The sequence below is a fragment of the Streptomyces sp. NRRL F-5727 genome (assembly GCF_000719555.1).
Classification (GTDB): Bacteria; Actinomycetota; Actinomycetes; order Streptomycetales; family Streptomycetaceae; genus Streptomyces.
This window is the reverse complement of sequence record NZ_JOGX01000048.1, coordinates 1-25,268: the sequence shown is the minus strand read 5'-3', so window position 1 is coordinate 25,268 and position 25,268 is coordinate 1. Positions and strand designations below refer to the sequence as shown.

Sequence of the window (25,268 nt, the reverse complement as noted above, 5' to 3'; positions counted from 1 at the left end):
AGCATCCCACCACATGGTTTCGCGCACGTTGCACACCCATACTGCCTGTCCGGGTGTGACACAGGTAACCGGGGACCTCCGGAAGTCGTACCCCGTTCGGCCCACGGACCCCTCTCGCCCACTACGATCTGCGCCCATGGGAGCCCTGCGGCTCGAACGCCCGTACCGGCACGCGCGTCCCATGGCACTGGCGAGTGCCGTGGCGACGCTCCTCGCCGCGCTCTTCGTCTGTCTGGGGAGCGGCCCGGGCGGGCCGGGCGGCCATCCGGGGCACGAGCGGGCCGCCACGGCGCCCGCCGCGGCGTCCCCCGGCCCCGCCGCCACCCCCGTCCCGGGGCCCGGCCGGGCCGCGTACGTCTGCCCGTACGACCGGGGCGACTGCTCCCTCTTCCCTTCGCTCTCCCCCGCGGTGCTCAGCGCCCCGCCCCTCGATCCGCCGCTGCACACGGAGGACCGGCTGCCGCGCGTGGACGCGCTCGCCGGCGACGGTGCGGCGGGGGGTCCCGGGGTCCGGCCACGCGCCCCGGACCTGCACGTCCTTCAGGTTCTCCGGACCTAGGCCGGTCCCGGCCTCCCCATCGAACGACACCCCCCTGTTCTCCCTTTCCGAGAAGGACGACATCACCATGGCCGCCAACCGTTCCGCCCACGCCGACCGCCGCGCCCGAATAGAGGAGATGCGCCGGGCCGAGCAGGCCCGTGAGCGCCGCAACCGCTTCCTCACCATCGGCGTCTCCGCCGTCGTCGTGCTGAGCCTCGTCGGCTTCGGCACCTTCGTGCTGATGAAGAAGGCCGACGAGGAGGACGCCAGGGAGGCCGCCGCCAAGGCCCCCATCGCCGGCGAGAAGACCTGGGACGCGAAGAAGCTCGGCCGCAACCACGTCGAGACGGCCGTCACGTACGACATGAAGCCGCCGGTCGGCGGCGACCACCACCCGGTCTGGCTGAACTGCGACGGCGACGTCTACGACAAGGCCGTCCCCGAGGTCAACGCCGTCCACTCGCTGGAGCACGGCGCCGTCTGGGTGACGTACACCAAGAAGGCCGCCGAGGCCGACGTGAAGGCGCTGAAGGACAAGGTCTCCGACACCCCCTACACGCTGATGAGCCCGGTCGACGACCAGTCCGGCGCGATCATGCTCTCCGCCTGGGGCAAGCAGGTCACCGTGGACAGCGCGAGCGACCCGCGCGTCGACGCCTTCTTCACCAAGTACGTGCAGGGCGCGCAGACGCCCGAGCCGGGCGCGGCCTGCACCGGCGGCGTCGGCGCCGACGGCGTGGGCGGCGCGGGGATGGGCCAGTGACCGCCCGCCGCACCCGGTACGCGGCGGTCACGGCGGTCGCCCTCTCGGTGCTGTTCGCCGCGGGAGCGGTCACGGTCGCCTCGGCCGAGCGCGAGGAGGCGCCCCGGACCCCGGACTCCGCCTCGGCGGACGCCGGCTTCGCCCGCGACATGGCGGTCCATCACCAGCAGGCCGTCGAGATGTCCTTCATCGTCCGGGACCGGACGGAGGACGAGTCGGTGCGCCGGCTCGCGTACGACATCGCCAACACCCAGGCCAACCAGCGCGGGATGATGCTGGGCTGGCTCGACGTGTGGGGCCTGCCGAAGGTGGAGTCCGGCACGGCGCCGATGACCTGGATGGGCATGCCGGTCACCGGCGACGCCGCCTCCCGGGACGGCGCGCTGATGCCCGGCATGGCGACCAGGACCCAGCTGGACGCGCTGCGCGAGGCGTCCGGCAAGGAGGCCGAGGTCCTCTACCTGCGCCTGATGACCGCCCACCACAAGGGCGGGGTGCACATGGCGCAGGGCTGTGTGCAGAAGTGCTCGGTGGACATCGAGCGGGACCTCGCGCAGGGCATGGTCGACGCCCAGGAGTCGGAGATCGCGCTGATGGCGGACATGCTCCGCAAGCGCGGCGCGACCGCCTGAGCCCGGCACGCCCCCGGCCCCCGTGACCCGCTGCGGTCGCGGGGGCCGACGCGTGCCCGCAGAATGAAGGCGCTCGGGGACGTACGCGCAACGACGCTCGACGAAAGGTACGCACCCCATGACCACGGCGAAGGACATCATGCACGCGGGAGCCCGGTGGATCCCGGAACACGAGACGCTCGACCGCGCGGCGCAGCTGATGCGCGACCTGAACGTGGGGGCGCTCCCCGTCGCCGACGAGAACGAACGGCTGTGCGGCATCGTGACCGACCGTGACATCGTGGTCCGCTGTGTGGCGATGGGCCACGACCCGGCGAAGGTGACCTGTGGATCGCTCGCGCAGGGCACGCCGCGGTGGATCGACGCGGGCGCCGACGTGGGCGAGGTCCTGGAGGAGATGCAGAGCCACCAGATCCGGCGGCTTCCGGTGATCGAGAACAAGCGGCTGGTCGGCATGATCAGCGAGGCCGATCTGGCCCAGCAGCTGTCGGACGAGCAGCTGAAGGCGTTCTGCGCGAGCGTCTACGCCGGTTCCTGACCCGTCTCCAGGACGACCCGGGCGAGCGTGCCCGGGGCGTCCCGCATGACCAGATGGCCCGACGGCTCGGCCGCCTCGTAGCGGGCGCCGAGCCGTCGGGCCAGTGCGCGCTGGCGCCGTTCCCAGCGGGCGGAGCCGTCGGGGGCGGCGAGGACGGTGACGGGGAGGCCGGGGGGCAGCGGGCGGGCGCGGCGGAGGGCGTCGAGTTCGGCGGCGACGGTGCCGTAGCGGGCGTTCTCGCGCAGGGCGCCGCGCCAGACGCGTGAGGTGCGGTAGACGCGGCGGACCTCGGCGGGCGGGGCCGGATCGGGGTGGGCGGCGAGGCGGCGGAGGGTGGGGCCGAGGGCGGCGGGCAGGCCGAGGGCGGTGAGGGCGGTCCCGGCGGGGACGGTCCAGCCGAGGCGGCCGGGGCGGGGGTGTTCCTCGACGGAGGAGTCGACGAGGACGAGGGCGGCCGTGCGGTCGGGGTGGAGGCGGGCGAAGCCCTCGGCGTGGAGGCCGGCGATCGAGTGGCCGACGACGGTGACGGGCCCGGGCAGCCGCAGGGCGTCGAGGAGGGCGGCGATCCGGCCGGCCTCGCCCGCCAGGGTGGGCGGGGTGGTGGTGCCCTGGGAGAGGCCGTGGCCGGGGCGGTCGAAGCGGACGACGGTGCGGTGCGGGGCGAGCAGCGGGACGACCGGGTCCCAGTCGAACCAGCCGAGGCCGAGTCCGGCGGAGAGCACGCAGACCGGGCCGTCTCCGTCGACGGCCACGTGGTGGGCGAGGCCCGCGATCCGTACGAACGGCATGCTCAGCCCCTTTCCCCGGCGGCTTCCCTTGCGGCTTCCCCGGTGGCTTCCCTTGCGGCTTCCCTTGCGACGGAGACGGCGAGGACGCCGGTCCAGACGGCGACGAGCAGCACCTGGAGGCGCTGGGCGGCGCCGAGCGCCCCTCCGCCGTGGCCGGACTCGAAGGCGGCGACGGCGGCGAGGGTCCAGACGGTGGCGGCGAGTGCGAGGGCGAGCAGGGCGGGTCCGGTGCGGGCCAGCGGCGGCCAGAGCCCGTACCGGCGGGCGGCGACGGTGAGGGCGGTCATGGCGACGAGGGCGCCGGTCATGGCGAGGCCGGAGCTGACGGCGTGGGCCGTGTGGGTGGCGGGGAGGAGGCCGGCGGCCTCGCGGGCGGCGCAGCCGGGGTCGGCGGTGGCGGCGCAGCTCAGCGGGAGGCGGGAGTCGAGGGCGGTGGCGGCGCCGAAGAGGGCGAGGGCGGACCAGCCCACGAGGAGCCAGGGGCGGCGTCCGGCGGGTCGGGGGTCGGTGCGGGCCCAGCGGGGGACGCCGGGTTCGGGCACCGCGCGGACGCGGGCGGCGCGGAGGCCGAGGGCGGCGCCGGTGAGGACGAGGAGGCCGGCGGCGAGGTCGGCGGCGCGGAAGAGGCCGCCGAAGGGCTGGTCGGTGGCGGCGAGTTCGGAGACGTACGCACGGACCGGGTCGAGACCGGTCCGTACGACGGCTTCGAGGACCCATGCGGTGTACGCGAGCGCCCCCAGGAACAGCAGGACGGCGGACGCGCGCGTGACCTTTCCGGGCATACGGGGTCAGACGTCAGGGAGTGCCGGAAGGTTCCCGGTGGTCGGGGTGGACCCAGTCGGGCTTGCGGTACCTGAGGAGCAGGACCGGGATGAGGAGCCGAGGACGAACAGGCCGCCGCCGACGATCAGCAGGTGGCGCCAGAGGGGTTCGCCGTCGAACCGGTCGGGCGGGACGAAGCCGATGACGAGGGCGAGGACGGAGGCGACGAAGCCGACTTCCCGGGGGACGCCCCCGGACCCCCTGCCGCCTGGTGCCGTCGTCCGGGAGGACCGCCGCGTCCTCGGTGGTGGCGGGCCGGGTCGGGTCCGCCGGATCGTCAGTGGTCGTCATGGGCCCATGATCATGGCGATGGACGTCCTTCGCATGTCGGGGTGAAACGGTTCTCCGGTCGCGGCCGGGCGCGGTTCCCGGGACATAGCGTCGGTTTGACGATTAGAGTGGGGGACGTGCATCGACTACGCCTCGCGCTGAATCAGATCGACTCGACCGTCGGGGACATCGCCGGGAACTCCGAGGCGATCGTCCACTGGACCCGGCACGCCGTCGGACAGGGCGCGCACCTCGTCGCGTTCCCCGAGATGGCGCTGACCGGCTATCCCGTCGAGGACCTGGCCCTGCGGCCGTCCTTCGTCGAAGCCTCCCGGGCGGCGCTGACCGCGCTCGCCGAGCGGCTCGCCGACGAGGGCTTCGGCGAGGTGCCGGTGGTCGTCGGCTACCTCGACCGCACCGAGCGGGCGGTGCCCCGGCTCGGCCGCCCGGCCGGCTCGCCGGAGAACGCGGCGGCGGTACTACACCGGGGCCGGGCCGTGCTCCGCTTCGCCAAGCACCACCTGCCGAACTACGGCGTCTTCGACGAGTTCCGCTACTTCGTGCAGGGCGACACCCTGCCGGTGCTGCGGGTGCGCGGCGTCGACGTGGCCCTCGCCATCTGCGAGGACCTGTGGCAGGAGGGCGGCCGGGTGCCGGCGGCCCGCTCCGCCCGGGCCGGGCTGCTGCTGTCGGTGAACGCCTCGCCGTACGAGCGGAACAAGGACGACACCCGGCTGGAGCTGGTCCGCAAGCGGGCCCAGGAGGCCGGCTGCACGACCGCCTACCTGGCGTCGACCGGCGGGCAGGACGAGCTGGTCTTCGACGGGGACTCGATCGTGGTGGACGCGGCGGGCGAGGTGATCGCGCGGGCCCCGCAGTTCACCGAGGGCAGCGTCATCCTCGACCTGGACCTGCCGGCCGCCGACCCGGACGCCCCGGCGCCGGGCACGGTGGTGGACGACGGGCTGCGGATCGACCGGGCGGTGCTCGCCGGGGAGGCCGGGGAGGTCGTCCCGGAGTACGAGGCGGAGCTGACGGGCGGTTACGCGCAGCGGCTCGACGACGACGAGGAGGTCTACTCGGCGCTCGTCATCGGGCTGCGCGCCTATGTCGCGAAGAACGGTTTCGGCTCGGTGGTGATCGGCCTCTCCGGCGGCATCGACTCGGCCCTGGTCGCCGCGATCGCCTGCGACGCGCTCGGCGCGGACCGGGTGCACGGGGTGTCGATGCCGTCGAAGTACTCCTCCGAGCACTCGAAGGGCGACGCCGCCGAGCTGGCCCGCAGGACCGGCCTGCACTTCCGCACGGTCCCGATCGCGCCGATGTTCGACGCGTACATGGCCTCCCTCCAGCTCACCGGGCTCGCCGAGGAGAACCTCCAGTCGCGGCTGCGCGGCACCACCCTGATGGCGATCTCCAACCAGGAGGGCCACCTGGTCCTCGCCCCCGGCAACAAGTCCGAGCTGGCGGTGGGCTACTCGACCCTCTACGGCGACTCCGTCGGCGCCTACGGTCCGATCAAGGACGTCTACAAGTCGGACGTCTTCCGGCTGGCCCGCTGGCGCAACCGGGCCGCCGAGGAGCGCGGGCAGACCCCGCCGATCCCGGAGAACTCGATCGTGAAGCCACCCAGCGCCGAGCTGCGCCCGGGCCAGGTGGACACCGACTCGCTGCCGGACTACGACGTGCTCGACCGGATCCTCGCCCTGTACGTGGACGGGGACGAGGGCCGGGACGCGATCGTGGCGGCCGGCTTCGACGCGGAGCTGGTGGCCCGGACGCTCCGGATGGTGGACGCGGCGGAGTACAAGCGGCGCCAGTACCCGCCGGGCACCAAGATCTCGGCGAAGGGCTTCGGCAAGGACCGGCGGCTGCCGATCACGAACCGCTGGCGGGAGACACCGGAGTCCTGACCGGGGCCTCTCCGGCGAGGGGGCTTCGCGCGACGACGTGCGAGGCCCCCTTCGCGTTCCCCGTGCGGTCCTCCCGGCGGTCGAGGAGGCCGGCGACGGCGGCGATCGCCAGGCCCGCGGCGGCGAGGCCCGCGCCGACCAGGGCCGGGGAGGTCCAGCCCCAGCCGGCGGCGATGGCGGCGCCGCCGGCCCAGGCTCCGCCCGCGTTGGCGAGGTTGAAGGCCGAGTGGTTGGAGGCGGAGGCGAGGGTGGGGGCGTCCTTCGCCTTCTCCATGACGAGCATCTGGAGCGGGGTGGTGGTCATGAAGCCGACCGCGCCGAGCACCACCACGGTGACCAGGGCGAGCCAGGGCACGTGGACGGTGAAGCGGAAGGCGACCAGGGTGACGGCGAGCGCGGCGAGCGAGCCGTAGAGGGTGGGGCGCGGGGCGCGGTCGGTGAGCGGTCCGGCGGCGAGCGCGCCGGCCGTCATGCCGATCCCGAAGAGGGCGAGGACGATCGTGACGGTGGACTCGCCGAAGCCCATCACCTCGGTGGTCATGGAGGCCAGGTAGGAGTAGACGGCGAAGACGCCGGCGAAGCCGAAGACGGCGGTGAGCAGGCCGAGCAGCACCTGCGGGCGGCCCAGCGCGCGCAGCTCGCGGCCGAGGCCCTGGCGTTCGTCGACGGGGAGCTCGGGGACCAGCCGGGCGAGGGCGGCGAGCGAGGCCAGGCCGATGACGGCGACGACCAGGAAGGTGGCCCGCCAGCCGAGGTGCTGGCCGAGGAGGGTGGCGGCCGGTACGCCGAGGATGTTGGCGACGGTGAGGCCGAGGAACATGGTGGCGACGGCGCGGGCCTGCCGGTCGGGGCGGACGAGCCGGGCGGCGACGACCGCGCCGACGCCGAAGAAGGCGCCGTGCGGGAGGCCGGCGAGGACCCGGCCGGCGAGCAGCCATCCGTAGCCGGGTGCGAGGGCGGAGGCGAGGTTGCCGACGGTGAACAGGGCCATCAGCAGGAGCAGCATCCGCTTGCGGGGGACGCGGGAGCCGAGGGCGGTGAGCAGCGGGGCGCCGACGACGACGCCGAGGGCGTAGGCGGAGACGAGGTGGCCCGCGGTGGGCACGGTTGTGCCGAGGTCGCCGGCGACGTTGGGCAGCAGGCCCATCATGACGAACTCGGTCGTGCCGATGCCGAAAGCGGAGATGGCCAGGGCGAGCAGGGCCACGGGCATGGGTGGGAGACCCTTCCGGATCCGAGGGGATTGTTTTCTTACGAAACAAATTCTCGCACGCGTCGGGGGTCTTCCCGGCTTCGGGGGGATGAAGAGAAGGTTTCGCCTGTCTTTCGCAGGTCAGAGCGTGATGCGGGCGGCGAGCGGCAGGTGATCGCTCTTCGTCTCCGGCAGCGCCCACGACGAGACCGGCTCGACGCCGCGGACCAGGATCTGGTCGATCCGGGCCATCGGGAAGGAGGCCGGCCAGGAGAAGCCGAAGCCGTCGCCGGCCGCGCCCTGGGTGGAGCGCAGCTGCGCGGTGACGGCGTTGAGGGCGCGGTCGTTCATGGTGCCGTTGAGGTCGCCGAGGAGGACGATCCGCTGGGCCCGGTCGCTCGCGATGGCCTCGCCGAGGGCGTCGGCGCTGAGGTCGCGCTGGTTGGCGGTGAATCCGGCGTCGAGGTTGACCCGCACGGAGGGCAGGTGGGCGACGTACACCCGCAGTTCGCCCTGGGGGGCGACGACGGTGGCCTGCATGGCGCGGGTCCAGCCCATGTGGATGTCGACCGGGCGCGGGTCGCGCAGCGGGAGCCGGCTCCACAGGCCGACGGTGCCCTGGACGGAGTGGTACGGGTACCGGTCCGCGAGCTCCCGCTCGTAGACCGGCACCATGTCGGCCTTCAGCTCCTCCAGGGCGAGCACGTCGGCGCCGGAGTCGGCGAGCTGACGGGCGGTTCCCTCGGGGTCGGGGTTGTCGGCGTTGACGTTGTGGGTGGCGACGGTGAGGTCGCCGCCGGCCGACGACTTGTCGGCCACCAGCCCGCCGAAGAGGTTGAGCCAGACGACCGCCGGGAGCAGCAGGGCGATCAGCGCGGTGGCGGAGCGGCGCAGCAGCGCGAGGAGGAGCAGGACCGGGACGAAGAGGCCGAGCCAGGGCAGGAAGGTCTCGGTGAGGCTGCCGAGGTTGCCGACCCGGTTGGGGATCTGCGCGTGCAGGGCCATCAGCAGGGTGAGGGCGACGGCGAAGACGGCCAGCAGGATGCCGCGCCGCCAGATGCCGGGGTCGCGGCGGAGGCGGCCGAGCGCGGCGCGGAACCGGTCGGAGGATCCGGAACGCCCGCCTCCCGCTCCGCCGTGCTCCGTCCCCGTCATGTCCACCCGCGCCATCGCTGCCCTCGCTCGCCTTGCCGTGCCGTCGTGCCGTCCGTGCTCCGAGACCCGGTCCCGACCCTAGGCGATGCCGGGCCCCGCGCACTCCCCCAAGGACGACCCGGGCGTGTGACGGGGTTCCGCTTGCGGGCCGGTACGGGTGGGCTGTGACAGAACGCGCACATTCGTGCGGATCCCGGTGTGGTCAGTTTCTCGGCCGGACCCCGTCGAGGATGGTGTCGGCCACGCGGGCCGGGAAGTCCGGCGAGAGGTCGGCGTCGGGCCGCAGGACGGTACGGAGCAGCAGCGGGCCGACGAAGAGGTCGTTGACCAGCTCCAGGTCGAGGTCGGCCCGCACCTCGCCGGTGGCGACGCCGCGCTCCAGGACCTCGATGCCGAGGCGGCGGCGGGGTTCGATGGCGGTGCGGTGGTAGTGGTCCCAGAGCCGGGGGTGGCTCTGCATCTGACTGAACATGTTCCGCAGCAGCGCGGAGGTCCGCTTGGCGAGGCCGCGCCGCCGCATGAACTCCAGGAGCGTCACGAGGTCGTCGCGGACCGAGATCCCGGGCAGCTCGGGGTCCGGGGGCTCGACGGAGCGGATCAGCTCGACGAGGAGGTCCTCCTTGCCGGCCCAGCGGCGGTAGATCGTGGCCTTGCCGACGCCGGCGGTACGGGCGATCCGCTCGATGGAGATGTCCCCGAGCGGCACCCCGCCCTCCAGCAGCCCGATGACGGCGTCGAAGACCGCCCCCTCCACCGCCTCGCTCCGCGGCCGCCCCCGCCGGGGACTCCCGCCGGGGCAGTCCGCCGCCCCCGGGGCCACGGACGGGCGGTCCGCCGCCTCGTCGCGTCCGGGCTCGCGCTCCGGGGCCTCGTCGGCGCCCGGGGCGCCGGGCTCGGTCGGCTCGCCGGGATTCCGGCCGTCCGCCAGGGACACGCGTGTCGCCTCTCGTCGTCATGGGAAAGCTGCCTCCCCCATTCTCGCCCGACGGCGGTCGGACGCCCGGCCCCGCGGGGCGCCCGGCCGCGGGGTCAGCCGTGGGTCGCCTCCGCCGGTTCCCGGGGTTCCGGGGCGGTGGGCCGGGGTGGGACGGTCGCGGGTCGGGTGCGGCCGGGGAGGAAGGCGGCGACCACCACCGCGCCCACGGCGGCGATCGCCGCGGAGGCGTAGGCGGTGACGTGCATGGCGTCGAGGAACGCCTGGTGGGCGGGGGCGACGAGGTCCCGGGCGCCCAGCTTCTCGGCCACCGCGAGCGTCGCCTCCAGGGACTCCCCGGCCGTGGTGCGCACGGCGGGCGGCAGCGCGCCGAGGTGGCCCTCGATCTCGCCGCGGTAGACCGAGGAGAGGACGGAGCCGAGGACGGCCACCCCGAGCGCGCCGCCGACCTGGCGGAAGGTGTTGTTGATCGCGGAGCCGGAGCCCGCCTTCTCCCGGGGCAGCGTCTGCATGATCGCGACGGTGACCGGCGGCATGATGTGCGCCATGCCCGCGCCCTGCACCAGGAAGACCAGGGCCATCACCCACACCGGGGTGTCCGCGTCGAAGAGGGCGAAGGCGCCGAGACCGAGGGCGACGGCGGTCATGCCGGTCGCGCAGACCGCCCGCGCGCCGAAGCGTTCGACGGCGAGCCGGGCCCGGGGCGCGAAGACCATCTGGGCGAGGGCGAGCGGCAGCAGGAGCAGGCCGGAGTCGAGGGCGCTGTAGCCGCGGACGCTCTGGAGGTAGAAGGCCGAGAAGAAGGTCACGCCCATCAGGGCGAAGAAGACCAGGGCGATGGCGGCGACGGCGGCGGAGAAGACCGGCTTGCGGAAGTACGAGACGTCCAGGGCCGGGTGGTCGGTGCGCTTCTCGTACAGGACGAAGGCGGTGAGGACGGCGAGGCCGGCGAGGACCGGGACGAGGACGCCCGCCTCGGTGAAGGAGGCCCGCTCGCCGCCGCGGATGATCCCGTACACGAGGAGGACGAGGCCGAGGACGGAGAGGCCCACGCCGACCAGGTCGATCCGGCCGGGCGCGGGGTCCTTCGACTCGGGGACGAGCCAGGCCATCAGGCCGAGGGCGAGGAGCACCACCGGCACGTTGACGAGGAAGATCGAGCCCCACCAGAAGTGCTCCAGGAGCACGCCGCCGGTGATCGGGCCGACCGCGATGGCGAGGCCGACGCTGCCGGCCCAGATGCCGATGGCCTTGGGCTGCTCGTCGCGCTCGAAGACGTTCATGAGGACGGCGAGCGTGGCGGGCATGACGAAGGCGGCGCCGAGGCCCATCACGGCCCGGTAGGCGACCAGCTCGCCCGGGGAGCCGGAGAAGGCGGCCAGGGCGGAGCCGAGCCCGAAGACGGTGAGGCCGAAGAGGAGGGACCGCTTGCGGCCGAGCCGGTCGCCGAGGAGGCCGGAGGCGAAGAGGAGGCCGGCGAAGACGAGCGTGTAGGAGTTGATGGCCCACTCCAGCTCGCTCTGGGTGGCGCCGAGCCCGGTGGGGGCCGGGGACGCGATCGTCTTGACCGCCACGTTCAGGATCGAGTTGTCGAGGACGACGATCAGCAGGCTCAGCATCAGCACGCCGAGGACGGCCCAGCGGCGGCGGTGGACGGCCTCGGGGACGCGCGGCTGCGCCGGGGCGGGGGCGGAGGGGGCGGACGGCTCTGGCATGCACACCACTCTAAGGCAATTTCGAAACGGGTCCGTCTCGTATTGAAAAACGTGACCGGGACTTTGCCGCCCCTTGAACGGCCTCGCAGGCATGCGACCCGAACAGACGTTCGCATGTGAAGAGCGCCACGCCGCCCCACTTCCCCGCCCGCCCGGCGAAGTGCCACCATGGACGTGGTCCGGGGACGCCGTCAGGGCGCCTCGAGATGACACAAGGAGCCGTTCACCATGACGCTTCAGGCTGCCTCGAAACAGCCCGCCGACAGCACGAAGACGCTGTACGGGGGCAAGGGCTCGCGCCGTCTCACCGTCCACGACATCGCCGCCACCAAGGTCCGCGGCGAGAAGTGGCCCATGCTCACCGCCTACGACGCCATGACCGCCTCCGTCTTCGACGAGGCCGGCATCCCGGTGATCCTCGTCGGCGACTCCATGGGCAACTGCCACCTCGGCTACGACACCACCGTGCCCGTCACGATGGACGAGATGACCCTGCTGTCCGCCGCCGTCGTCCGGGGCACGAAGCGCGCCCTCGTCGTCGGCGACCTCCCCTTCGGCTCGTACCAGGAAGGGCCCGTCCAGGCCCTGCGCAGCGCGACCCGCCTCGTCAAGGAGGCCGGCGTGCAGGCGGTCAAGCTGGAGGGCGGCGAGCGCTCGCTGCCGCAGACCGAGCTGCTGGTCCAGGCGGGCATCCCCGTCATGTCCCACCTCGGCCTCACCCCGCAGTCCGTGAACGCCATGGGCTACCGGGTGCAGGGCCGCTCCGACGAGGGCGCGCACCGGCTGCTGCGCGACGCCAAGGCCGCCCAGGACGCGGGCGCCTTCGCGCTCGTCCTGGAGCTGGTCCCGGCCGAGCTGGCCGCCGAGGTCACCCGCTCGCTGCACATCCCGGTCATCGGCATCGGCGCCGGCCCCGACACCGACGCCCAGGTCCTCGTCTGGACCGACATGGCCGGGCTGACCGGCGGCAAGGTGCCGCGCTTCAGCAAGCAGTACGCCAACCTCCGCGAGACGCTCGGCGACGCCGCCCGCGCCTTCGCCGAGGACGTGGCCGGCGGGGCCTTCCCCGCCGAGGAGCACACCTTCCACTAGGCGTCCCGCCGCAAGGCCCCCGCACCACCGACAGCCCGCCGACAGCCCGTCGGCGGGCTGTCGGCCGTTTGTCGGCGCGCTGTCAGTGACGCCCTGTTCCATGGGGGACATGACGCGATCACAGACCAACGCCGTCGAGGTCCGGGGCCTCGTGAAGCACTTCGGCGAGACCAGGGCCCTCGACGGGGTCGACCTCGACGTGCGGGAGGGGACCGTGCTCGGCGTCCTCGGCCCGAACGGCGCCGGGAAGACCACCCTCGTCCGCTGCCTGTCCACCCTCCTCGTCCCGGACGCCGGGACCGCCACCGTCGCCGGCTACGACGTGGTGCGCCAGCCCCGCCAGCTGCGCCGCACCATCGGCCTCACCGGCCAGTACGCCTCGGTCGACGAGAAGCTCTCCGGCTTCGAGAACCTGTACATGATCGGCCGGCTGCTCGACCTGTCCCGCACGGACGCCCGCCGCCGCGCCGACGAGATGCTGGAGCGCTTCTCCCTCACCGAGGCCGCCAAGCGCCCGGCGATGAACTACTCCGGCGGCATGCGGCGGCGCCTCGACCTCGCCGCCTCGATGATCGGGCAGCCGGCCGTGCTCTACCTGGACGAGCCGACCACCGGCCTCGACCCCCGCACCCGCAACGAGGTGTGGGACGAGGTGAAGCGGATGGTCTCCGAAGGCGTCACCGTCCTCCTCACCACCCAGTACATGGAGGAGGCGGAGCAGCTCGCGAGCGAGCTGACCGTCGTCGACCGGGGCAAGGTCATCGCCCGGGGCGAGGTCGACGAGCTCAAGGCGAGGGTCGGCGGCCGGACGCTCAAGGTCCGCCCGGTCGACCCGGACCAGCTGCCCGCGATGGCGGCCGCGCTCCGCGAGACCGGTCTCGACGGCGTCGCCGGCGCGACCGTGGTGCCCGACGAGGGCGCGCTGTACGTGCCGATCCTCACCGACCAGCAGCTGACCGCCGTCGTCTCGCTGCTCGGCGCGCGCGGCTTCGGCATCGCCCACATCGGCACCCATCTGCCCAGCCTGGACGAGGTGTTCCTGGCCATCACCGGCCAGAAGACCACCGGGTCCGACCCGTCCGACACGATCAGCGAGGAGGTCGCCGCATGAGCACGACCACGGTCACCAAGACGTCCGCCGGCACCTCCGGCACCCCGTCGCCCGGCGCGGCCCGGCCGGCCCGCACCGACGCCGACGGCCGGATCGGCCTGCGCGCCAACCTGCGCCACATCGGCGCGCTGGCCCGGCGCAACGCGCTCCAGATCAAGCAGGACCCGGAGTCGATGTTCGACGCCGTGCTCATGCCGATCATCTTCATCCTGCTCTTCGTGTACGTCTTCGGCGGCGCCATCGCCGGCAAGGGCAACAACGACGCCTACGTGAACTACGTGGCGCCCGGCCTGATGGCGATGATGGGCATGAACATCGCCATGGCCGTCGGCGTCGGCATCAACGACGACTTCAAGAAGGGGGTGATGGACCGGTTCCGGACGATGCCGATCGCCCGCTCCTCGGTCCTCATCGCCAAGATCGTCGTCGAGATCGGCCGGATGCTGATCGCCACCGCGATCCTGCTCGGCATGAGCTTCCTGCTCGGCCTGACGATCCACACCTCGGTGCTCCACCTGTTCGCCGCCATCGGCCTGTCGATGGTCTTCGGCGCCTCGCTGATGTGGATCTTCATCCTGCTCGGCCTCACCGTGAAGACCGCGCAGGCCGTCCAGGGCATGGCGATGCTCGTCCTGATGCCGCTCCAGTTCGGCTCCTCGATCTTCGCGCCGACGACGACGATGCCCGGCTGGCTGGAGACCTTCACGGACTACAACCCGCTCTCCAACCTCGCCGACGCCGCCCGGAACCTGATCAACGGCGGGCCGGTCGCCGACTCCGTGTGGATGACGCTGGGCTGGTCGCTGCTCATCACCGTCGTCACGGCACCGCTCGCCGTCGCCAAGTTCCGCAAGAAGACCTGATCCGGCGCCCCCGTGACGGGGGGTCAGGACTCGGCGCGCTCACTGATCGCGTCGGCGGCGCGACCGAGCAGGGCGGCGGCCTCCTCAGCGGAGAGGCCGCCGCCCTCGGCGTGCGCGGCCGCGAAGGCGTCCGCGCCGAGCGCCGCGCGGGCCAGCTCCGTCGCCCGCGCCAGGTTCTCCCGCTCGAGACCCGGCTCCCGGTGTCCTTCGGGCACCAGGGCGTCCCGCGCGCCGAGGAGCAGCGCCGCCGTCCGGGCCGCCTCGCCGCCGAGCCCGGCCAGCGCCCACGCCCCGACGACCAGGTGCACCCCGGGCATCTGCGGCACCACCATCATCGACAGCGGGCCCAGCGACCGCTCGTACGCCCGGGCGACCCGCGCGAGGGCGTCGGCGTACCGCTCCTCCAGGACGTCGATCCACGCCAGGCTGCCGAGCGTGAACCCCTCGAAGACGGCGAGGGTCTCGCTGCTGAACTCCTCCATGAGGCCCGTCAGAAGCTCCCGGGCCTCGACGGTCCTGCCGGTCCTGCCCAGCGCGAGCGCGAGGAAGAGGCGCGCGCCGAGCTGCGGTTCGTGGCCCGTGGCGTGGTCGTCCAGGATCTTCCGCAGGATCGCCTCGCCCTCCTCGGTCCGGCCCGCCTCGATGAGGGTGTCGGCGTACCGGGCCCGCAGCAGCTCCTGCTGGGACGGGGCCCCGATCTTCTCCGCGTAGCCGATGGCGGCGAGGAAGTCCCGGGCGGCCTCGTCGTAGGCGAGCTGCCGCTCGTGGGCCTCGCCGCGGGCGGAGAGCGCCTCGGCGGCGCCCCAGGCGTCCCCGAGCCGTTCGAAGAGGGCCAGGCTCTCGTCGGCGTCCGCGATCGCGAGGTCGGCCCACTGGCCGCGGTTGGCCCGCATGTTGGCCCGCAGGTTCAGGATGTGGGCCAGCTCCCAGACGTACCCGTACCGGCGGCACGCCTCCACGGTGACGTCGAGGAGGTCGTGCAGCCGGTCGGGCTCGCCCATGATGAGGACGGCGAAGACGGCGAAGGAGCCGGGCAGCCTGCAGGTCTGGGGCAGCCCGGGCCGGTAGACGGCGGTGATCTCGCGCAGCCGCTCCTGGCCCTCCGGGCTGATCCAGCGGGCGGTCTCGTGGTCCATGTTGATCAGCTCGAGGAGCCGCACCCCGCGCCGGGCCTCCCAGCGCTGCTCCGCGGAGAGCGGCGGCGGGGCGGCCGTGCACGGCTCGTGCAGGGGGACGAGCGGCGCGGCCGGCGGGGTGAACGGGTCGGGCCCCAGGTCGGCGACGGCCCGGACCCCCTGGAGGGCGTCGGAGCGCAGGTCGCGCAGCTGCCAGTACCAGAGCAGGGAGTGGACGAGGACGAGGGCCTCGTCCTCGTCGCGGGCGGCGACGGCCCGGGCGAGCGCGCTGCGGATGTTGCCGTACTCGGCGTCGAACCGGACCATGGCGGCGAGCTGCCCCGATCCGCGGAGTCCGGGGTCGGTGGTGCGGGCGAGTTCGCGGTAGTACGTGAGGTGGGCCCGCTCGACGGCCGCCCGCTCCCCCGCCTCCTCCAGCCGCTCCCCCGCGTACTCCGCCACCGTCTCGAGCAGCCGGAACCGCATCCCCGACTCCCCCGGCGCCGCCACCACCAGCGACTTGTCCACCAGCGCACCCAGCACATCGAGGACCTCCGCCCCCTCCGCACCCGCGCACACCGCCTCCGCCGCCTCCAGATCACACCCGCCCGTGAACACCGCCAGCCGCCGCAGCACCGCCCGCTCCGGCCCCTCCAGCAACTCCCACGACCAGTCCACCACCGCCCGCAGCGTCTGCTGCCGCGGCAACACCGTCCGCGCCCCCGACGTCAGCAACCGGAACCGGTCGTCCAGCCGCGCCGCGATCTGCCCCACCGACAACACCCGCAACCGCGCCGCCGCCAGCTCGATCGCCAACGGCAACCCGTCCAGCCGCCGCACCACCTCCCGCGCCGCCACCGGATCCTCCCCCACCACGAACCCCGGCCGCACCGCCGCACCCCGCTCCCCCAGCAACCGCAGCGCCGTCCCCTCCGGCAACGGCCCCAACGGCCGCAACCGCTCCCCCGGCACCCCCAACGGCTCCCGGCTCGTCGCCAGCACCCGCACCCCCGGACACCGCGCCAGCACCGACTCCGCCAACCGCGCCGCCGCCCCCACCACATGCTCACAGTTGTCCAGAAGCAACAGCATCCGCCGCCCCGCACAGTGCTCCACCAGACGAGACAAGGGGTCGCCCGCGGTGCGCAGTTCCTCGGCTCCGGCGCCGCGGAGCACGGTCTCGCGGGCGCCGAGGGCGGCGAGGACGGCCTCGGGGACGGTCTCCGGGTCGCGGACGGGGGCGAGTTCGGCGACCCAGACGCCGTCGGGCCAGGCGTCGGCGGCCCGTTCGGCCGCCTCCTGGGAGAGCCGGGTCTTGCCGGCGCCGCCGGGCCCGAGCAGGGTCACCAGCCGGGCGGTGCCCAGGTCCTGGCGCAGGGCGGCGATCTCCTCCTCGCGCCCGACGAAGGAGGTGAGCCGGGCCCGCAGGTTGCCGGGGACGGGAGCAGGGGCGACGGGGGCGGGAGCCGCCTCGCGCCCGGGGGCGGGGGCGGGGGCGGGGGCCGGCGCGCCGGCGGTGAGCAGCCGTTCGTGGAGGGCGCGCAGCTCGGGGCCGGGGTCGGCACCGAGCTCGTCGGCGAGGGTGCGGCGGACCTCCTCGTACGCGGCCAGCGCCTCGGCGGCCCGGCCCGTGTCCCGCAGCGCCCGGATCCGCAGGGCCTGCAGCGGCTCGTCCAGCGGCCGCCCGGCGCAGAGCGCGGTGAGTTCGGGCAGGGCGTCGGCGGCCCGGCCGAGGGCGAGCGCCGCGGCGAGCCGGGTGCGGCGGGCGTCCAGCCGGAGGGCCTCCCAGCGGGCGGCCTCGGCGTGCCGGTCGGGCAGGTCGGCGAGGGCGGGCCCGGCCCACAGGCCCAGGGCCTCGTCGAGGAGCCCGGCCGCCCGCCCGGCGTCCCCGACGGCCAGCGCCGCCGCCCCCTCGGCCGCCAGCCGCTCGAACCGGAACAGGTCGACGTCCTCCCGGACCGCGCCGAGCCGGTAGCCGCCGCCCTCCACGGAGTGGATCCGGTCCCGGCCGAGCGCCTTCCGCAGCCGCCCGACCAGGGCCTGGAGCGCGCCGCCGGCGTCGGCGGGCGGCTCGTCGCCGAACCAGACCTCGTCGACGAGCACGGAGACGGGCAGCGCCCGGCCGGGCCGCAGGGCGAGCGTGGTGAGCAGGGCGCGGACGCGGGGGCCGCCGACGGGCAGCTCGTCGCCGTCGGCGGTCAGCACACGGGTCGGTCCCAGGAGGCAGTAGCGCACACGCCCATTCTCCGTGAGGGGCCCGCGCGCGCCGGGCGGCGGGGGAACCGGCGGCGGGACCGGTACGTTCTCGCTCCACACCCAGTCCCGTACGGGGGGAGCCCGTGATGAGTTCGGCCGCCGTCCGCCGCCAGGAGCGCCGGATCAGTCCCGTCTTCCTGGCCGTGTCCGCGGTCATGGCCGTGACCGGCTGGGCGGTGTGGACGGACTTCGCCGCGCTGCCCGGGGTGGCGGTCTTCCTCTTCGTCACCTCGGCGTGGATCGTCTCGCTCTGTCTGCACGAGTACGCGCACGCCCGCACGGCCCTGCACAGCGGGGACGTCACGGTGGGCGCCAAGGGCTATCTGACCCTGAACCCGTTCGCGTACACCCATGCGGTCCTGAGCGTGGTCCTGCCGGTGCTCTTCGTGATCATGGGCGGGATCGGTCTGCCGGGCGGGGCCGTCTTCATCGAGCAGGGCCGGATCCGGGGCCGGTGGAAGCACAGCCTGGTGTCGGCGGCGGGGCCGCTGGCGAACGTGCTGTTCGCGGTGGTGTGCACGGCCCCGTTCTGGCTGGGCGCGCTCGACGGGGTGCCGGCCGCGTTCCGGTACGCGCTGGCCTTCCTGGCGTTCCTCCAGGTGACGGCGGCGCTGCTGAACCTGCTGCCGGTGCCGGGCCTGGACGGCTACGGGATCGTGGAGCCCTGGCTGTCGTACCGGGTGAAGCGGCAGATCGCACCGTACGCGCCGTACGGCTTCTTCGTCGTGATCGCCCTGCTCTTCGTGCCGGCCGTCAACGCCGCCTTCTTCGACACGGTCGACGCCCTGATGCGGGCGCTGGGCGTCGGCGGCCTCGACCGTGCCTGCGGCTCGGCGCTCTTCCGCTTCTGGGAGGGCACCCCGGCGGCCTGCCCGGTCTAGGCGGCCTCTGCCGCCTTCTCCGCCTTGGCGCGGCGGACGTAGTACCAGGCCATGTTGGAGGAGAGGCCGGCGAGGAGGATCCAGACGATGCCGACGAAGCTGCCGTTGACGAAGGAGATCACGGCCGCGGCGACGGCCAGGGCGCAGACCGCGAGGGCGTAGAGGGCGAGACGGGGCATGGGGGTCGGCTCCTGTCGGGCGGGTACGGCTGTTGCTGCCCGACCAGTGTCCCCCATGCCCCGAAGCGCCCGTTCTCCGGCTCGGCCGCCGGCTCGGACGTCGGCTCGGACGTCGGCTCAGACGTCGGTGACGCGCAGGCCGGCGTGGGCCTTGTAGCGGCGGTTCACCGAGATCAGGTTGGCGACCAGCGACTCGACCTGGTGGGCGTTGCGGAGCCGGCCGGCGAAGACGCCGCGCATGCCCGGGATGCGGCCGGCCAGCGCCTGGACGATCTCGACGTCGGCGCGCTCCTCGCCGAGGACCATCACGTCGGTGTCGATCTCGGCGATCGAGGTGTCCTTGAGGAGGACGGCGGAGAGGTGGTGGAAGGCGGCGGCGACCCGGGAGTCGGGGAGCAGCGCGGCGGCCTGCTCGGCGGCGGAGCCCTCCTCGGGCTTGAGGGCGTAGGCGCCCTTCTTGTCGAAGCCGAGCGGGTTGACGCAGTCGACGACGAGCTTGCCGGCGAGCTCCTCGCGGAGCGACTCCAGGGTCTTGGCGTGGCCCTCCCAGGGCACGGCGACGATGACGACGTCGCTGCGGCGGGCGCAGTCGGCGTTGTCGGCGCCCTGGACGCCGTGGCCGATCTCCGCGGCGACGGCCTCGGCGCGGTCGGCGGCGCGGGAGCCGATGATCACCTGCTGGCCGGCGGCGGCGAGGCGGTAGGCGAGGCCGCGGCCCTGGTCGCCGGTGCCGCCGAGGACGCCGACGACGAGTCCGGAGACGTCGGGGAGGTCCCAGGGGTCCTTGGCGGGACGGGGCGCGGCGGGAGGACCGGGAGGTGCGGGAGGGGTCGAGGAAGTCATGGGGCGACCCTACCCACCGGTTCGGGCCCCGTTCGGGTGGATCGGGGACAACCGGCCGCGCGCGGGCGTCCGCTGGGGCAGGATGCGGCGCCATGGATGCCGTACGGGTCGCGTTGCTGCGGGAAGTGCTCGCCGGGACGGAGTGGCCGGCGGCCGCCCGCCGGTTCGCCGGGGCGCTGCGGGCGTCGGTGGTGCCGCAGCGGGGCGGGCTGCTGCTCGTCGGCACGGAGGCGTACGAGCCCTGGCACCTGGCGGCGCACCTGGTGGACGAGGCGGCCTGGTCGGGGCTGCCGGAGCTGGTGCCGACGCTGGTGCGGCACCGGGCGCGGCCAGGCGACCCGGCGCACCTGGCGGTGGGCCTGGGCCGGCTGGAGGCGGCGGGCCGGGGCGCGACGCTGCTGGTCGTCGCGCCGGAGCGGCCGGAGGCGGGGCTGCTGCAGCGGGTGCACGACGCGCGGCGGGCGGGCGCGACGGTCCTCTCCCTGGACGGCGGGGACGCGGAGGTGCGGGGGCTCGCGCACGAGACGCTGACGGTCGCGGAGGGGGTGGCCGGGGCGGTGGACTTCGACACGGTGCAGCACCTGGTCAGCGCGGCGGCGGGCGAGAACCGGCTGCCGGCGCCGCGGGGCCGCCGGCTCCGGGACCGCCTCGCCCTCCTGGCCGACCACCTGACGTCCCCGCCACCGCCCCGCTGGTAGCCCGCCACGCGCCGGGCGCGCCGGGAATTCGGTTGCTCCCGGGTGGCGGCGTGCGGAGCATGGGCGCTCGTGGCTTCCTCCTCCTTGCGTGCGCGGCTCGCGGCCGTGCTTCCCGACACCTCGCCCTGGCGGTCGTCCCGGGACTTCCGGCTGCTCTGGGGGCAGGGGCTCGTGACCTACTTCGCCAGTGCCATGGCGATGGTGGCGCTGCCGCTGCAGATCAAGGAGCTGACGGACTCGCCGCTCGCCGTGGGCGCGATGGGCGCGGTGGAGCTGGTGCCGCTGGTGGTCTTCGGGCTGTACGGCGGGGCGCTGGCGGACGCGGTGGACCGGCGGCGGGTGATCGTCGGGACGGAGGCCGGGCTCGGGGGGCTCGCCCTGCTGTTGCTGCTGAACTCGCTGCTCGGTGAGCCGCTGCTCTGGCCGCTGTACGTGGTCGCCGCGGACGTGTCCGCGCTCGCGGGGCTCCAGCGGCCGGCGCTCGACTCGCTGCTGGCCCGGATCGTGCCGCACGAGCAGCAGACCGCGGCGGCCGCGCTGAACTCGCTGCGCTGGCAGCTGGGGGCGATCGCGGGGCCGGCGGTGGCGGGTCTGGTGGTGGCGTACGCGGGGCACGCGACGGCGTACGCGGTGACGCTGGCCGGGTTCGCGGTGTCGGTGCTGATGTGCCGGCGCCTCTCCCCCGCGCCGCCCGCGCACGACGCGGAGAAGCCGTCGCTGCGGTCGATCGCGGAGGGCGCGCGGTACGCCTGGTCGCGGCCGGTGCTGCTGGGCACGTACGCGATCGACCTGGCGGCGATGGTCTTCGCCTTCCCGAACGCGGTCTTCCCGTTCCTCGCGGACGAGCTGGACGCCCCCTGGTCCCTGGGGCTGATGTACGCGGCCGGGTCCGTCGGGTCCCTCGTGCTCGGTCTGACCAGCGGCTGGACGTCGAGGGTGCGGCGGCACGGGCTGCTGGTGGCCGGCGGCGCGGCGGGCTGGGGGCTGGCGATCGCGGGCGCGGGCTGGTTCGGGAACGTGTGGCTGGTGCTGCTGTGCCTGGCGTTCGCGGGCGCCGGCGACATGCTGAGCGGGCTCGGGCGGTCGACGATCTGGAACCAGACGATCCCGGAGGAGCTGCGCGGCCGGCTGGCGGGCATCGAGGTGCTCTCGTACAGCGTGGGCCCGCAGCTCGGCCAGGTGCGGGCCGGCGTGATGGCCGGCTGGACCGGTACCCGTACCGCCGTCTGGGCGGGCGGCGTCGCCTGTGTGGCCTCGGTGGGCCTGCTCTGCCTGGCGCTGCCGAGACTGCTGCGGTACGACGCGGCCACGGACGAGGACGCCCTGCGCCGCAAGGCCCAGCAGGAGGCGACGGCGGCGGCCGGGACCGGGTGACTCCCCCCGGTCCCGGCCCCGCCCGCGCCGTCAGTCCCGGCTCTCGTCCGGGCGGGGCGCGTCGTGCCAGCGGGGGTCGGTCTCCCACTCCAGGTTGCGCTCGCGCGCGGTCTCCATGGCGTGGGACGCCTCCTCACGGGTGGCGTAGGGGCCGAATCGGTTCTTCGCGGGGCATTCGGGCCCTTCCTCGACCTTCTTGTGTTCCAGGCAGTAGTACCACTCGCCCGGCTTGGCGGTCGGGCGCTTCTTGAACAGGGCCATGGTCGTCGGCTCCTTCCTTCGGGACCATGCTGCCCCAGACGCGGTCGTTAGACTCGCTGGCATGTCTGGCCAGTCGCTTCTCGTTCCGGGGGAGCTCTCCCCCACCCGCTCCGTCCCGGGCTCGATCCGCCGCCCCGAGTACGTCGGGAAGCCCGCCCCCACCCCGTACACGGGGCCCGAGGTGCAGGATTCCGACACGATCGAACGGATGCGGATCGCCGGCCGCATCGCCGCTCAGGCGATGGAGGAGGCCGCCAAGCACATCGCCCCGGGCGTCACCACCGACGAGCTCGACCGGGTCGCGCACGAGTTCATGTGCGACCACGGCGCCTATCCGTCCACGCTGGGCTACCGCGGCTTCCCGAAGTCGCTGTGCGCCTCGATCAACGAGGTCATCTGCCACGGCATCCCGGACTCGACCGTCCTGCGCGACGGCGACATCGTGAACCTGGACGTCACGGCGTACATCGGCGGTGTCCACGGCGACAACAACGCCACCTACCTCTGCGGCGACGTCGACGAGGAGTCGCGGCTGCTCGTGGAGCGCACCCGGGAGTCGCTGAACCGCGCCATCAAGGCGGTGAAGCCGGGCCGGCAGATCAACATCATCGGCCGGGTCATCGAGTCGTACGCCAAGCGCTTCGGCTACGGCGTCGTCCGCGACTTCACCGGGCACGGCATCAACTCGTCCTTCCACTCCGGCCTGATCGTCCCGCACTACGACTCGCCCCACCACACCACCGTCATCCAGCCCGGCATGACGTTCACGATCGAGCCGATGCTGACCCTCGGCACCCACGAGTACGACATGTGGGACGACGGCTGGACCGTGGTGACGAAGGACCGCAAGCGGACGGCCCAGTTCGAGCACACCCTGGTGGTCACCGAGACGGGGGCGGACATCCTGACGCTTCCCTGACCTCACGTTCCCCCGGCCGTCCACGGGGGTACACCTCTTACCGACAGGTCGTCGGGAACCAGTTGACTTAGGTAAGCCTAAGTTGGCACCATCGTCACTGGTTCCCGCCCCATCGGTCCCGGAGGCACGCCTTGGACACGCCCTTCTCCACCCTCATCCGCACGGCCTCGCACGAGCAGCACACGGAGGCGGAGACCTCGTCCTTCATGGGCGACCTCCTCGGCGGACGGCTCGGGGTGGACGCCTACGCCCGCTACACCGAACAGCTGTGGTTCGTGTACCGCGCGCTGGAGGAGGGCGCCGAGGCGCTGCGCGAGGACCCGGTCGCCGGGCCGTTCATACAGCCCGAGCTGTTCCGCACGGCCGCCCTGGAGGCGGACCTCACCCATCTGCGCGGCCCGGAGTGGCGCGCGGGCGCCACGGCGCTGCCGGCGACGGAGGCGTACGCGGCGCGGGTCGCCGAGTGCGCCCGCGAGTGGCCCGCCGGGTACGTCGCCCACCACTACACGCGCTACCTGGGCGACCTGTCGGGCGGCCAGATCATCCGCGACAAGGCGGAGCGGACCTGGGGCTTCGACCGCAAGGGCGACGGCGTCCGGTTCTACGTCTTCGACGCGATCGGCAACCCGGCGGCGTTCAAGCGGGCCTACCGCGAGCTCCTCGACGCGGTGAACGCGGACGACCTGGAGAAGCAGCGGATCGTCGACGAGTGCAAGCGGGCCTTCGCCTTCAACACGGCCGTCTTCCGCGAGCTGGGCGGCGAGTTCCCGCTCAGCGCGTGAGCGTTCCTTCCAGGCGGACCCGTCCGCCCAACTCCACGATGCCGTCAGGGCCGGGGGCGGTGAGCAGCTGCGACCCCCGGCCCTGCGTGATGTTCAGGGCCCGTCCGAGTTCCGCGGTGAGCAGCAGGGCCGCCGCGCCGGTGGCCTCGTCCTCGTCGACGCCGTCGCCCCGGCCGGGGAAGGCGCGCGCCCGGATCCGCCCGGCGGCCTCCTCCTCCCACGCCCAGGCGTAGATCCACTCCCCCGGCGGCGGCACGTCGAGGGCGTCGACCTCGGCGGCGGAGGCGTACTGGCGCAGGGTGCGCGGCGGCGCCCACTCGGCGCGGGCCTCGATCCAGGTGAACTCGCCGTCGCCGCGCACCCACACCTCGCCGGCGGGCGGGCAGATCACCTCCAGGTCGAGCAGCCAGGCGGTGCCGACGAGCGGGTGCCCGGCGAAGGGGAGCCGCAGTCCGGGGGTGTAGATGTCGACGACGCCGCGCTCGGGGTCGTCGACGAACACGGTCTCGCTGAAGCCGAGTTCCTTCGCGAGCGCCTGCCGGGAGGACTCGTCGGGGTGGGTGCGCCCGTCCCGTACGACTCCGAGGGCGTTGCCGTGGCGGCCGTCGCCCGCGCAGAAGACCCGCAGGACGTCGATCTCGGTGCCGGTCTCGCCAGTCGTGTTCATGGCGGAATTGAACCATCCAGGGGCAGCCGACAGGGCCGCACCTCCGTTTCCGGGGGTGCGGCCCTGTGCGTGCGGTCAGCTCCCGGTGCCGGTGCCCGTGCGGCGGCGGGTGGCGACGACGACGGCACCGCCGGCGGCGACGATCAGCGCGGCGGCGCCGGCCAGGAGGCCGGTGGGGGCCGAGGAGCCGGTGGCGGCGAGGGTGCCGGAGCCGCCGCCGACCGTGCCGGCACCGCCGACGGTACCCGCGCCCGTGGTGCCCGTCCCCGCGGAACCGGTCGTGCCGGTCGTGCCGGTCGTACCGGCCGTACCGGTGGCGGCGGTCGGCCCGGCGGTCGCGGACGGGAGGGCGGCGTCCTCGTCGAGGGCGAGGGAGACGGTCACGGGGTCGAGGGCGAGGCCCGCGTCGTAGTACGAGGCACCGCCGGGGGCGGCGAAGAGGGCGGCGCCGTCGGCGGTCAGCTTCGCGGGCAGCGCGGCGAGGGTGACGACCTCGTCCTTCGGGGTCCAGTCGGCCTCCGTCAGGTCGAGCGCGGCGAAGCGCACGCCCTTCCTGGTGCCGGAGGCGGTGGTGACGTCGGCGGTGAGGGTGCCCGTGGTGCCGTCGGCGGCGAGCTTCACGCCGCCGATCCGCCAGTCGATGCCGTGCGCGGCGCAGACGAAGTCGACGCGGCCGGTGAAGGAGGCGGTGAGGGTGCGGGCGTCCGCGTCGAGTGCGGCCTCGTCGACCTGGAAGGCGTACGCGGAGCCGGACGCCGTCGCGCCGGCGGCCGGGGTGACGGCGCCGCCGCAGCGCTCCTCGACGTACACCCGCCAGCGCTCCAGGACGCCCCAGGTGAGCCGCCCGGCGACGACACCGGCCGGGTCCTCGGCGGTCGGGCTCGCGGTCCCGGTCGGGCTGGGGGCGGTGGTGGTCGGGGCCGGGGTGGTGGGAGCGGTGGTGGTGGGAGCGGTGGTGGTGGGG

25 protein-coding genes are annotated in these 25,268 nt (G+C 74.1%); 13 read left to right on the top strand and 12 right to left on the bottom strand.

Annotated features, from left to right (window positions below; all coding sequences use genetic code 11):
* The first annotated feature begins 136 nt into the window (after positions 1 to 136).
* From IF73_RS0127140 to IF73_RS0127125, 4 genes are all read left to right on the top strand, one after another.
* Positions 137 to 559 carry a hypothetical protein gene (locus tag IF73_RS0127140; RefSeq protein WP_031012638.1) on the top strand — a complete coding sequence of 141 codons (423 nt, stop codon included), beginning with the start codon at positions 137 to 139 and terminating at the stop codon, positions 557 to 559.
* A gap of 67 nt (positions 560 to 626) precedes the next feature.
* On the top strand, positions 627 to 1,304 hold the full coding sequence (locus IF73_RS0127135) for a DUF3105 domain-containing protein (RefSeq protein ID WP_031012636.1): 678 nt from the start codon (positions 627 to 629) through the stop codon (positions 1,302 to 1,304).
* On the top strand, positions 1,301 to 1,936 hold the full coding sequence (locus IF73_RS0127130) for a DUF305 domain-containing protein (protein ID WP_031012634.1): 636 nt from the start codon (positions 1,301 to 1,303) through the stop codon (positions 1,934 to 1,936). Before IF73_RS0127135 ends, IF73_RS0127130 begins: the two co-directional genes overlap by 4 nt.
* Before the next feature lie 118 nt (positions 1,937 to 2,054).
* Entirely contained in the window at positions 2,055 to 2,474 is a 420-nt protein-coding gene (locus IF73_RS0127125) for a CBS domain-containing protein (RefSeq protein WP_031012632.1), read from the top strand.
* On the opposite strand, the gene IF73_RS0127120 is transcribed toward IF73_RS0127125, so the two are convergent.
* Both IF73_RS0127120 and IF73_RS0127115 read right to left on the bottom strand, forming a co-directional pair.
* A complete protein-coding gene (locus tag IF73_RS0127120; RefSeq protein ID WP_031012630.1) occupies positions 2,459 to 3,262 on the bottom strand; it encodes an alpha/beta fold hydrolase in 804 nt (267 codons plus the stop codon). The genes IF73_RS0127125 and IF73_RS0127120 overlap by 16 nt on opposite strands.
* Before the next feature lie 2 nt (positions 3,263 to 3,264).
* A complete protein-coding gene (locus IF73_RS0127115) occupies positions 3,265 to 4,044 on the bottom strand; it encodes a DUF998 domain-containing protein (RefSeq protein WP_051717356.1) in 780 nt (259 codons plus the stop codon).
* Between the two features lie 447 nt (positions 4,045 to 4,491).
* On the opposite strand from IF73_RS0127115, the gene IF73_RS0127105 reads away from it, so the two are divergent.
* Positions 4,492 to 6,267 carry an NAD+ synthase gene (locus IF73_RS0127105; RefSeq protein WP_031012625.1) on the top strand — a complete coding sequence of 592 codons (1,776 nt, stop codon included), beginning with the start codon at positions 4,492 to 4,494 and terminating at the stop codon, positions 6,265 to 6,267.
* On the opposite strand, the gene IF73_RS0127100 is transcribed toward IF73_RS0127105, so the two are convergent.
* The 4 genes from IF73_RS0127100 to IF73_RS0127085 form a co-directional block, all read right to left on the bottom strand.
* Complete coding sequence (locus tag IF73_RS0127100; RefSeq protein WP_031012623.1) at positions 6,233 to 7,480, bottom strand: MFS transporter; 1,248 nt, start codon at positions 7,478 to 7,480, stop codon at positions 6,233 to 6,235. The genes IF73_RS0127105 and IF73_RS0127100 overlap by 35 nt on opposite strands.
* A 120-nt stretch (positions 7,481 to 7,600) precedes the next feature.
* Positions 7,601 to 8,629: an endonuclease/exonuclease/phosphatase family protein gene (locus IF73_RS0127095; protein ID WP_031012622.1), complete on the bottom strand. Its 1,029-nt coding sequence runs from the start codon at positions 8,627 to 8,629 to the stop codon at positions 7,601 to 7,603.
* Between the two features lie 187 nt (positions 8,630 to 8,816).
* Complete coding sequence (locus tag IF73_RS0127090) at positions 8,817 to 9,548, bottom strand: TetR/AcrR family transcriptional regulator C-terminal ligand-binding domain-containing protein (protein ID WP_078868280.1); 732 nt, start codon at positions 9,546 to 9,548, stop codon at positions 8,817 to 8,819.
* Positions 9,549 to 9,643: 95 nt separating this feature from the next.
* Positions 9,644 to 11,263, bottom strand: coding sequence for an MFS transporter (locus IF73_RS0127085; RefSeq protein ID WP_037880598.1), 1,620 nt, complete (start codon positions 11,261 to 11,263; stop codon positions 9,644 to 9,646).
* A 228-nt stretch (positions 11,264 to 11,491) separates the two neighbouring features.
* On the opposite strand from IF73_RS0127085, the gene panB reads away from it, so the two are divergent.
* From panB to IF73_RS0127070, 3 genes are all read left to right on the top strand, one after another.
* Positions 11,492 to 12,355 (top strand): 3-methyl-2-oxobutanoate hydroxymethyltransferase, encoded by an 864-nt coding sequence (gene panB, locus IF73_RS0127080; protein WP_031012617.1) that lies wholly within the window; start codon positions 11,492 to 11,494, stop codon positions 12,353 to 12,355.
* Positions 12,356 to 12,455: 100 nt separating this feature from the next.
* Entirely contained in the window at positions 12,456 to 13,466 is a 1,011-nt protein-coding gene (locus IF73_RS0127075) for an ATP-binding cassette domain-containing protein (RefSeq protein WP_031012615.1), read from the top strand.
* Positions 13,463 to 14,329, top strand: coding sequence for an ABC transporter permease (locus tag IF73_RS0127070; RefSeq protein WP_031012612.1), 867 nt, complete (start codon positions 13,463 to 13,465; stop codon positions 14,327 to 14,329). Before IF73_RS0127075 ends, IF73_RS0127070 begins: the two co-directional genes overlap by 4 nt.
* 23 nt (positions 14,330 to 14,352) lie before the next feature.
* Here the strand turns inward: IF73_RS0127070 and IF73_RS0127065 are convergent, their stop codons facing one another.
* On the bottom strand, positions 14,353 to 17,679 hold the full coding sequence (locus IF73_RS0127065) for a BTAD domain-containing putative transcriptional regulator (RefSeq protein ID WP_031012610.1): 3,327 nt from the start codon (positions 17,677 to 17,679) through the stop codon (positions 14,353 to 14,355).
* A gap of 107 nt (positions 17,680 to 17,786) precedes the next feature.
* Here IF73_RS0127065 and IF73_RS0127060 point away from each other — a divergent pair, with 107 nt between their 5' ends.
* The gene (locus IF73_RS0127060; protein ID WP_031012609.1) at positions 17,787 to 18,581 is read left to right on the top strand and encodes a site-2 protease family protein; all 795 of its coding nucleotides are present in this window, start codon (positions 17,787 to 17,789) and stop codon (positions 18,579 to 18,581) included.
* On the opposite strand, the gene IF73_RS0127055 is transcribed toward IF73_RS0127060, so the two are convergent.
* A complete protein-coding gene (locus IF73_RS0127055) occupies positions 18,578 to 18,817 on the bottom strand; it encodes a hypothetical protein (protein WP_199806723.1) in 240 nt (79 codons plus the stop codon). The two genes, IF73_RS0127060 and IF73_RS0127055, sit on opposite strands and share 4 nt — an antisense overlap.
* Before the next feature lie 60 nt (positions 18,818 to 18,877).
* Positions 18,878 to 19,603 carry an NADPH-dependent F420 reductase gene (npdG, locus tag IF73_RS0127050; protein WP_031012604.1) on the bottom strand — a complete coding sequence of 242 codons (726 nt, stop codon included), beginning with the start codon at positions 19,601 to 19,603 and terminating at the stop codon, positions 18,878 to 18,880.
* A 92-nt stretch (positions 19,604 to 19,695) separates the two neighbouring features.
* Here npdG and IF73_RS0127045 point away from each other — a divergent pair, with 92 nt between their 5' ends.
* Positions 19,696 to 20,301 (top strand): hypothetical protein, encoded by a 606-nt coding sequence (locus tag IF73_RS0127045; RefSeq protein ID WP_031012603.1) that lies wholly within the window; start codon positions 19,696 to 19,698, stop codon positions 20,299 to 20,301.
* Between the two features lie 69 nt (positions 20,302 to 20,370).
* Complete coding sequence (locus IF73_RS0127040; RefSeq protein WP_420706587.1) at positions 20,371 to 21,675, top strand: MFS transporter; 1,305 nt, start codon at positions 20,371 to 20,373, stop codon at positions 21,673 to 21,675.
* A 30-nt stretch (positions 21,676 to 21,705) separates the two neighbouring features.
* Here the strand turns inward: IF73_RS0127040 and IF73_RS0127035 are convergent, their stop codons facing one another.
* A complete protein-coding gene (locus IF73_RS0127035) occupies positions 21,706 to 21,936 on the bottom strand; it encodes a hypothetical protein (protein ID WP_031012599.1) in 231 nt (76 codons plus the stop codon).
* A gap of 61 nt (positions 21,937 to 21,997) precedes the next feature.
* Between IF73_RS0127035 and map the strand changes: the two genes are divergently transcribed.
* Together map and IF73_RS0127025 are read left to right on the top strand one after the other, a co-directional pair.
* Positions 21,998 to 22,855 (top strand): type I methionyl aminopeptidase, encoded by an 858-nt coding sequence (gene map, locus IF73_RS0127030; RefSeq protein WP_031012597.1) that lies wholly within the window; start codon positions 21,998 to 22,000, stop codon positions 22,853 to 22,855.
* A gap of 131 nt (positions 22,856 to 22,986) precedes the next feature.
* Positions 22,987 to 23,637 (top strand): heme oxygenase (biliverdin-producing), encoded by a 651-nt coding sequence (locus tag IF73_RS0127025; RefSeq protein WP_031012594.1) that lies wholly within the window; start codon positions 22,987 to 22,989, stop codon positions 23,635 to 23,637.
* Here IF73_RS0127025 and IF73_RS0127020 read toward each other — a convergent pair.
* Both IF73_RS0127020 and IF73_RS0127015 read right to left on the bottom strand, forming a co-directional pair.
* A complete protein-coding gene (locus tag IF73_RS0127020; protein ID WP_031012593.1) occupies positions 23,627 to 24,304 on the bottom strand; it encodes a PhzF family phenazine biosynthesis protein in 678 nt (225 codons plus the stop codon). The genes IF73_RS0127025 and IF73_RS0127020 overlap by 11 nt on opposite strands.
* 75 nt (positions 24,305 to 24,379) lie before the next feature.
* On the bottom strand, positions 24,380 to 25,268 hold an 889-nt coding region (locus IF73_RS0127015), incomplete at its 5' end, for an HtaA domain-containing protein (RefSeq protein ID WP_031012592.1).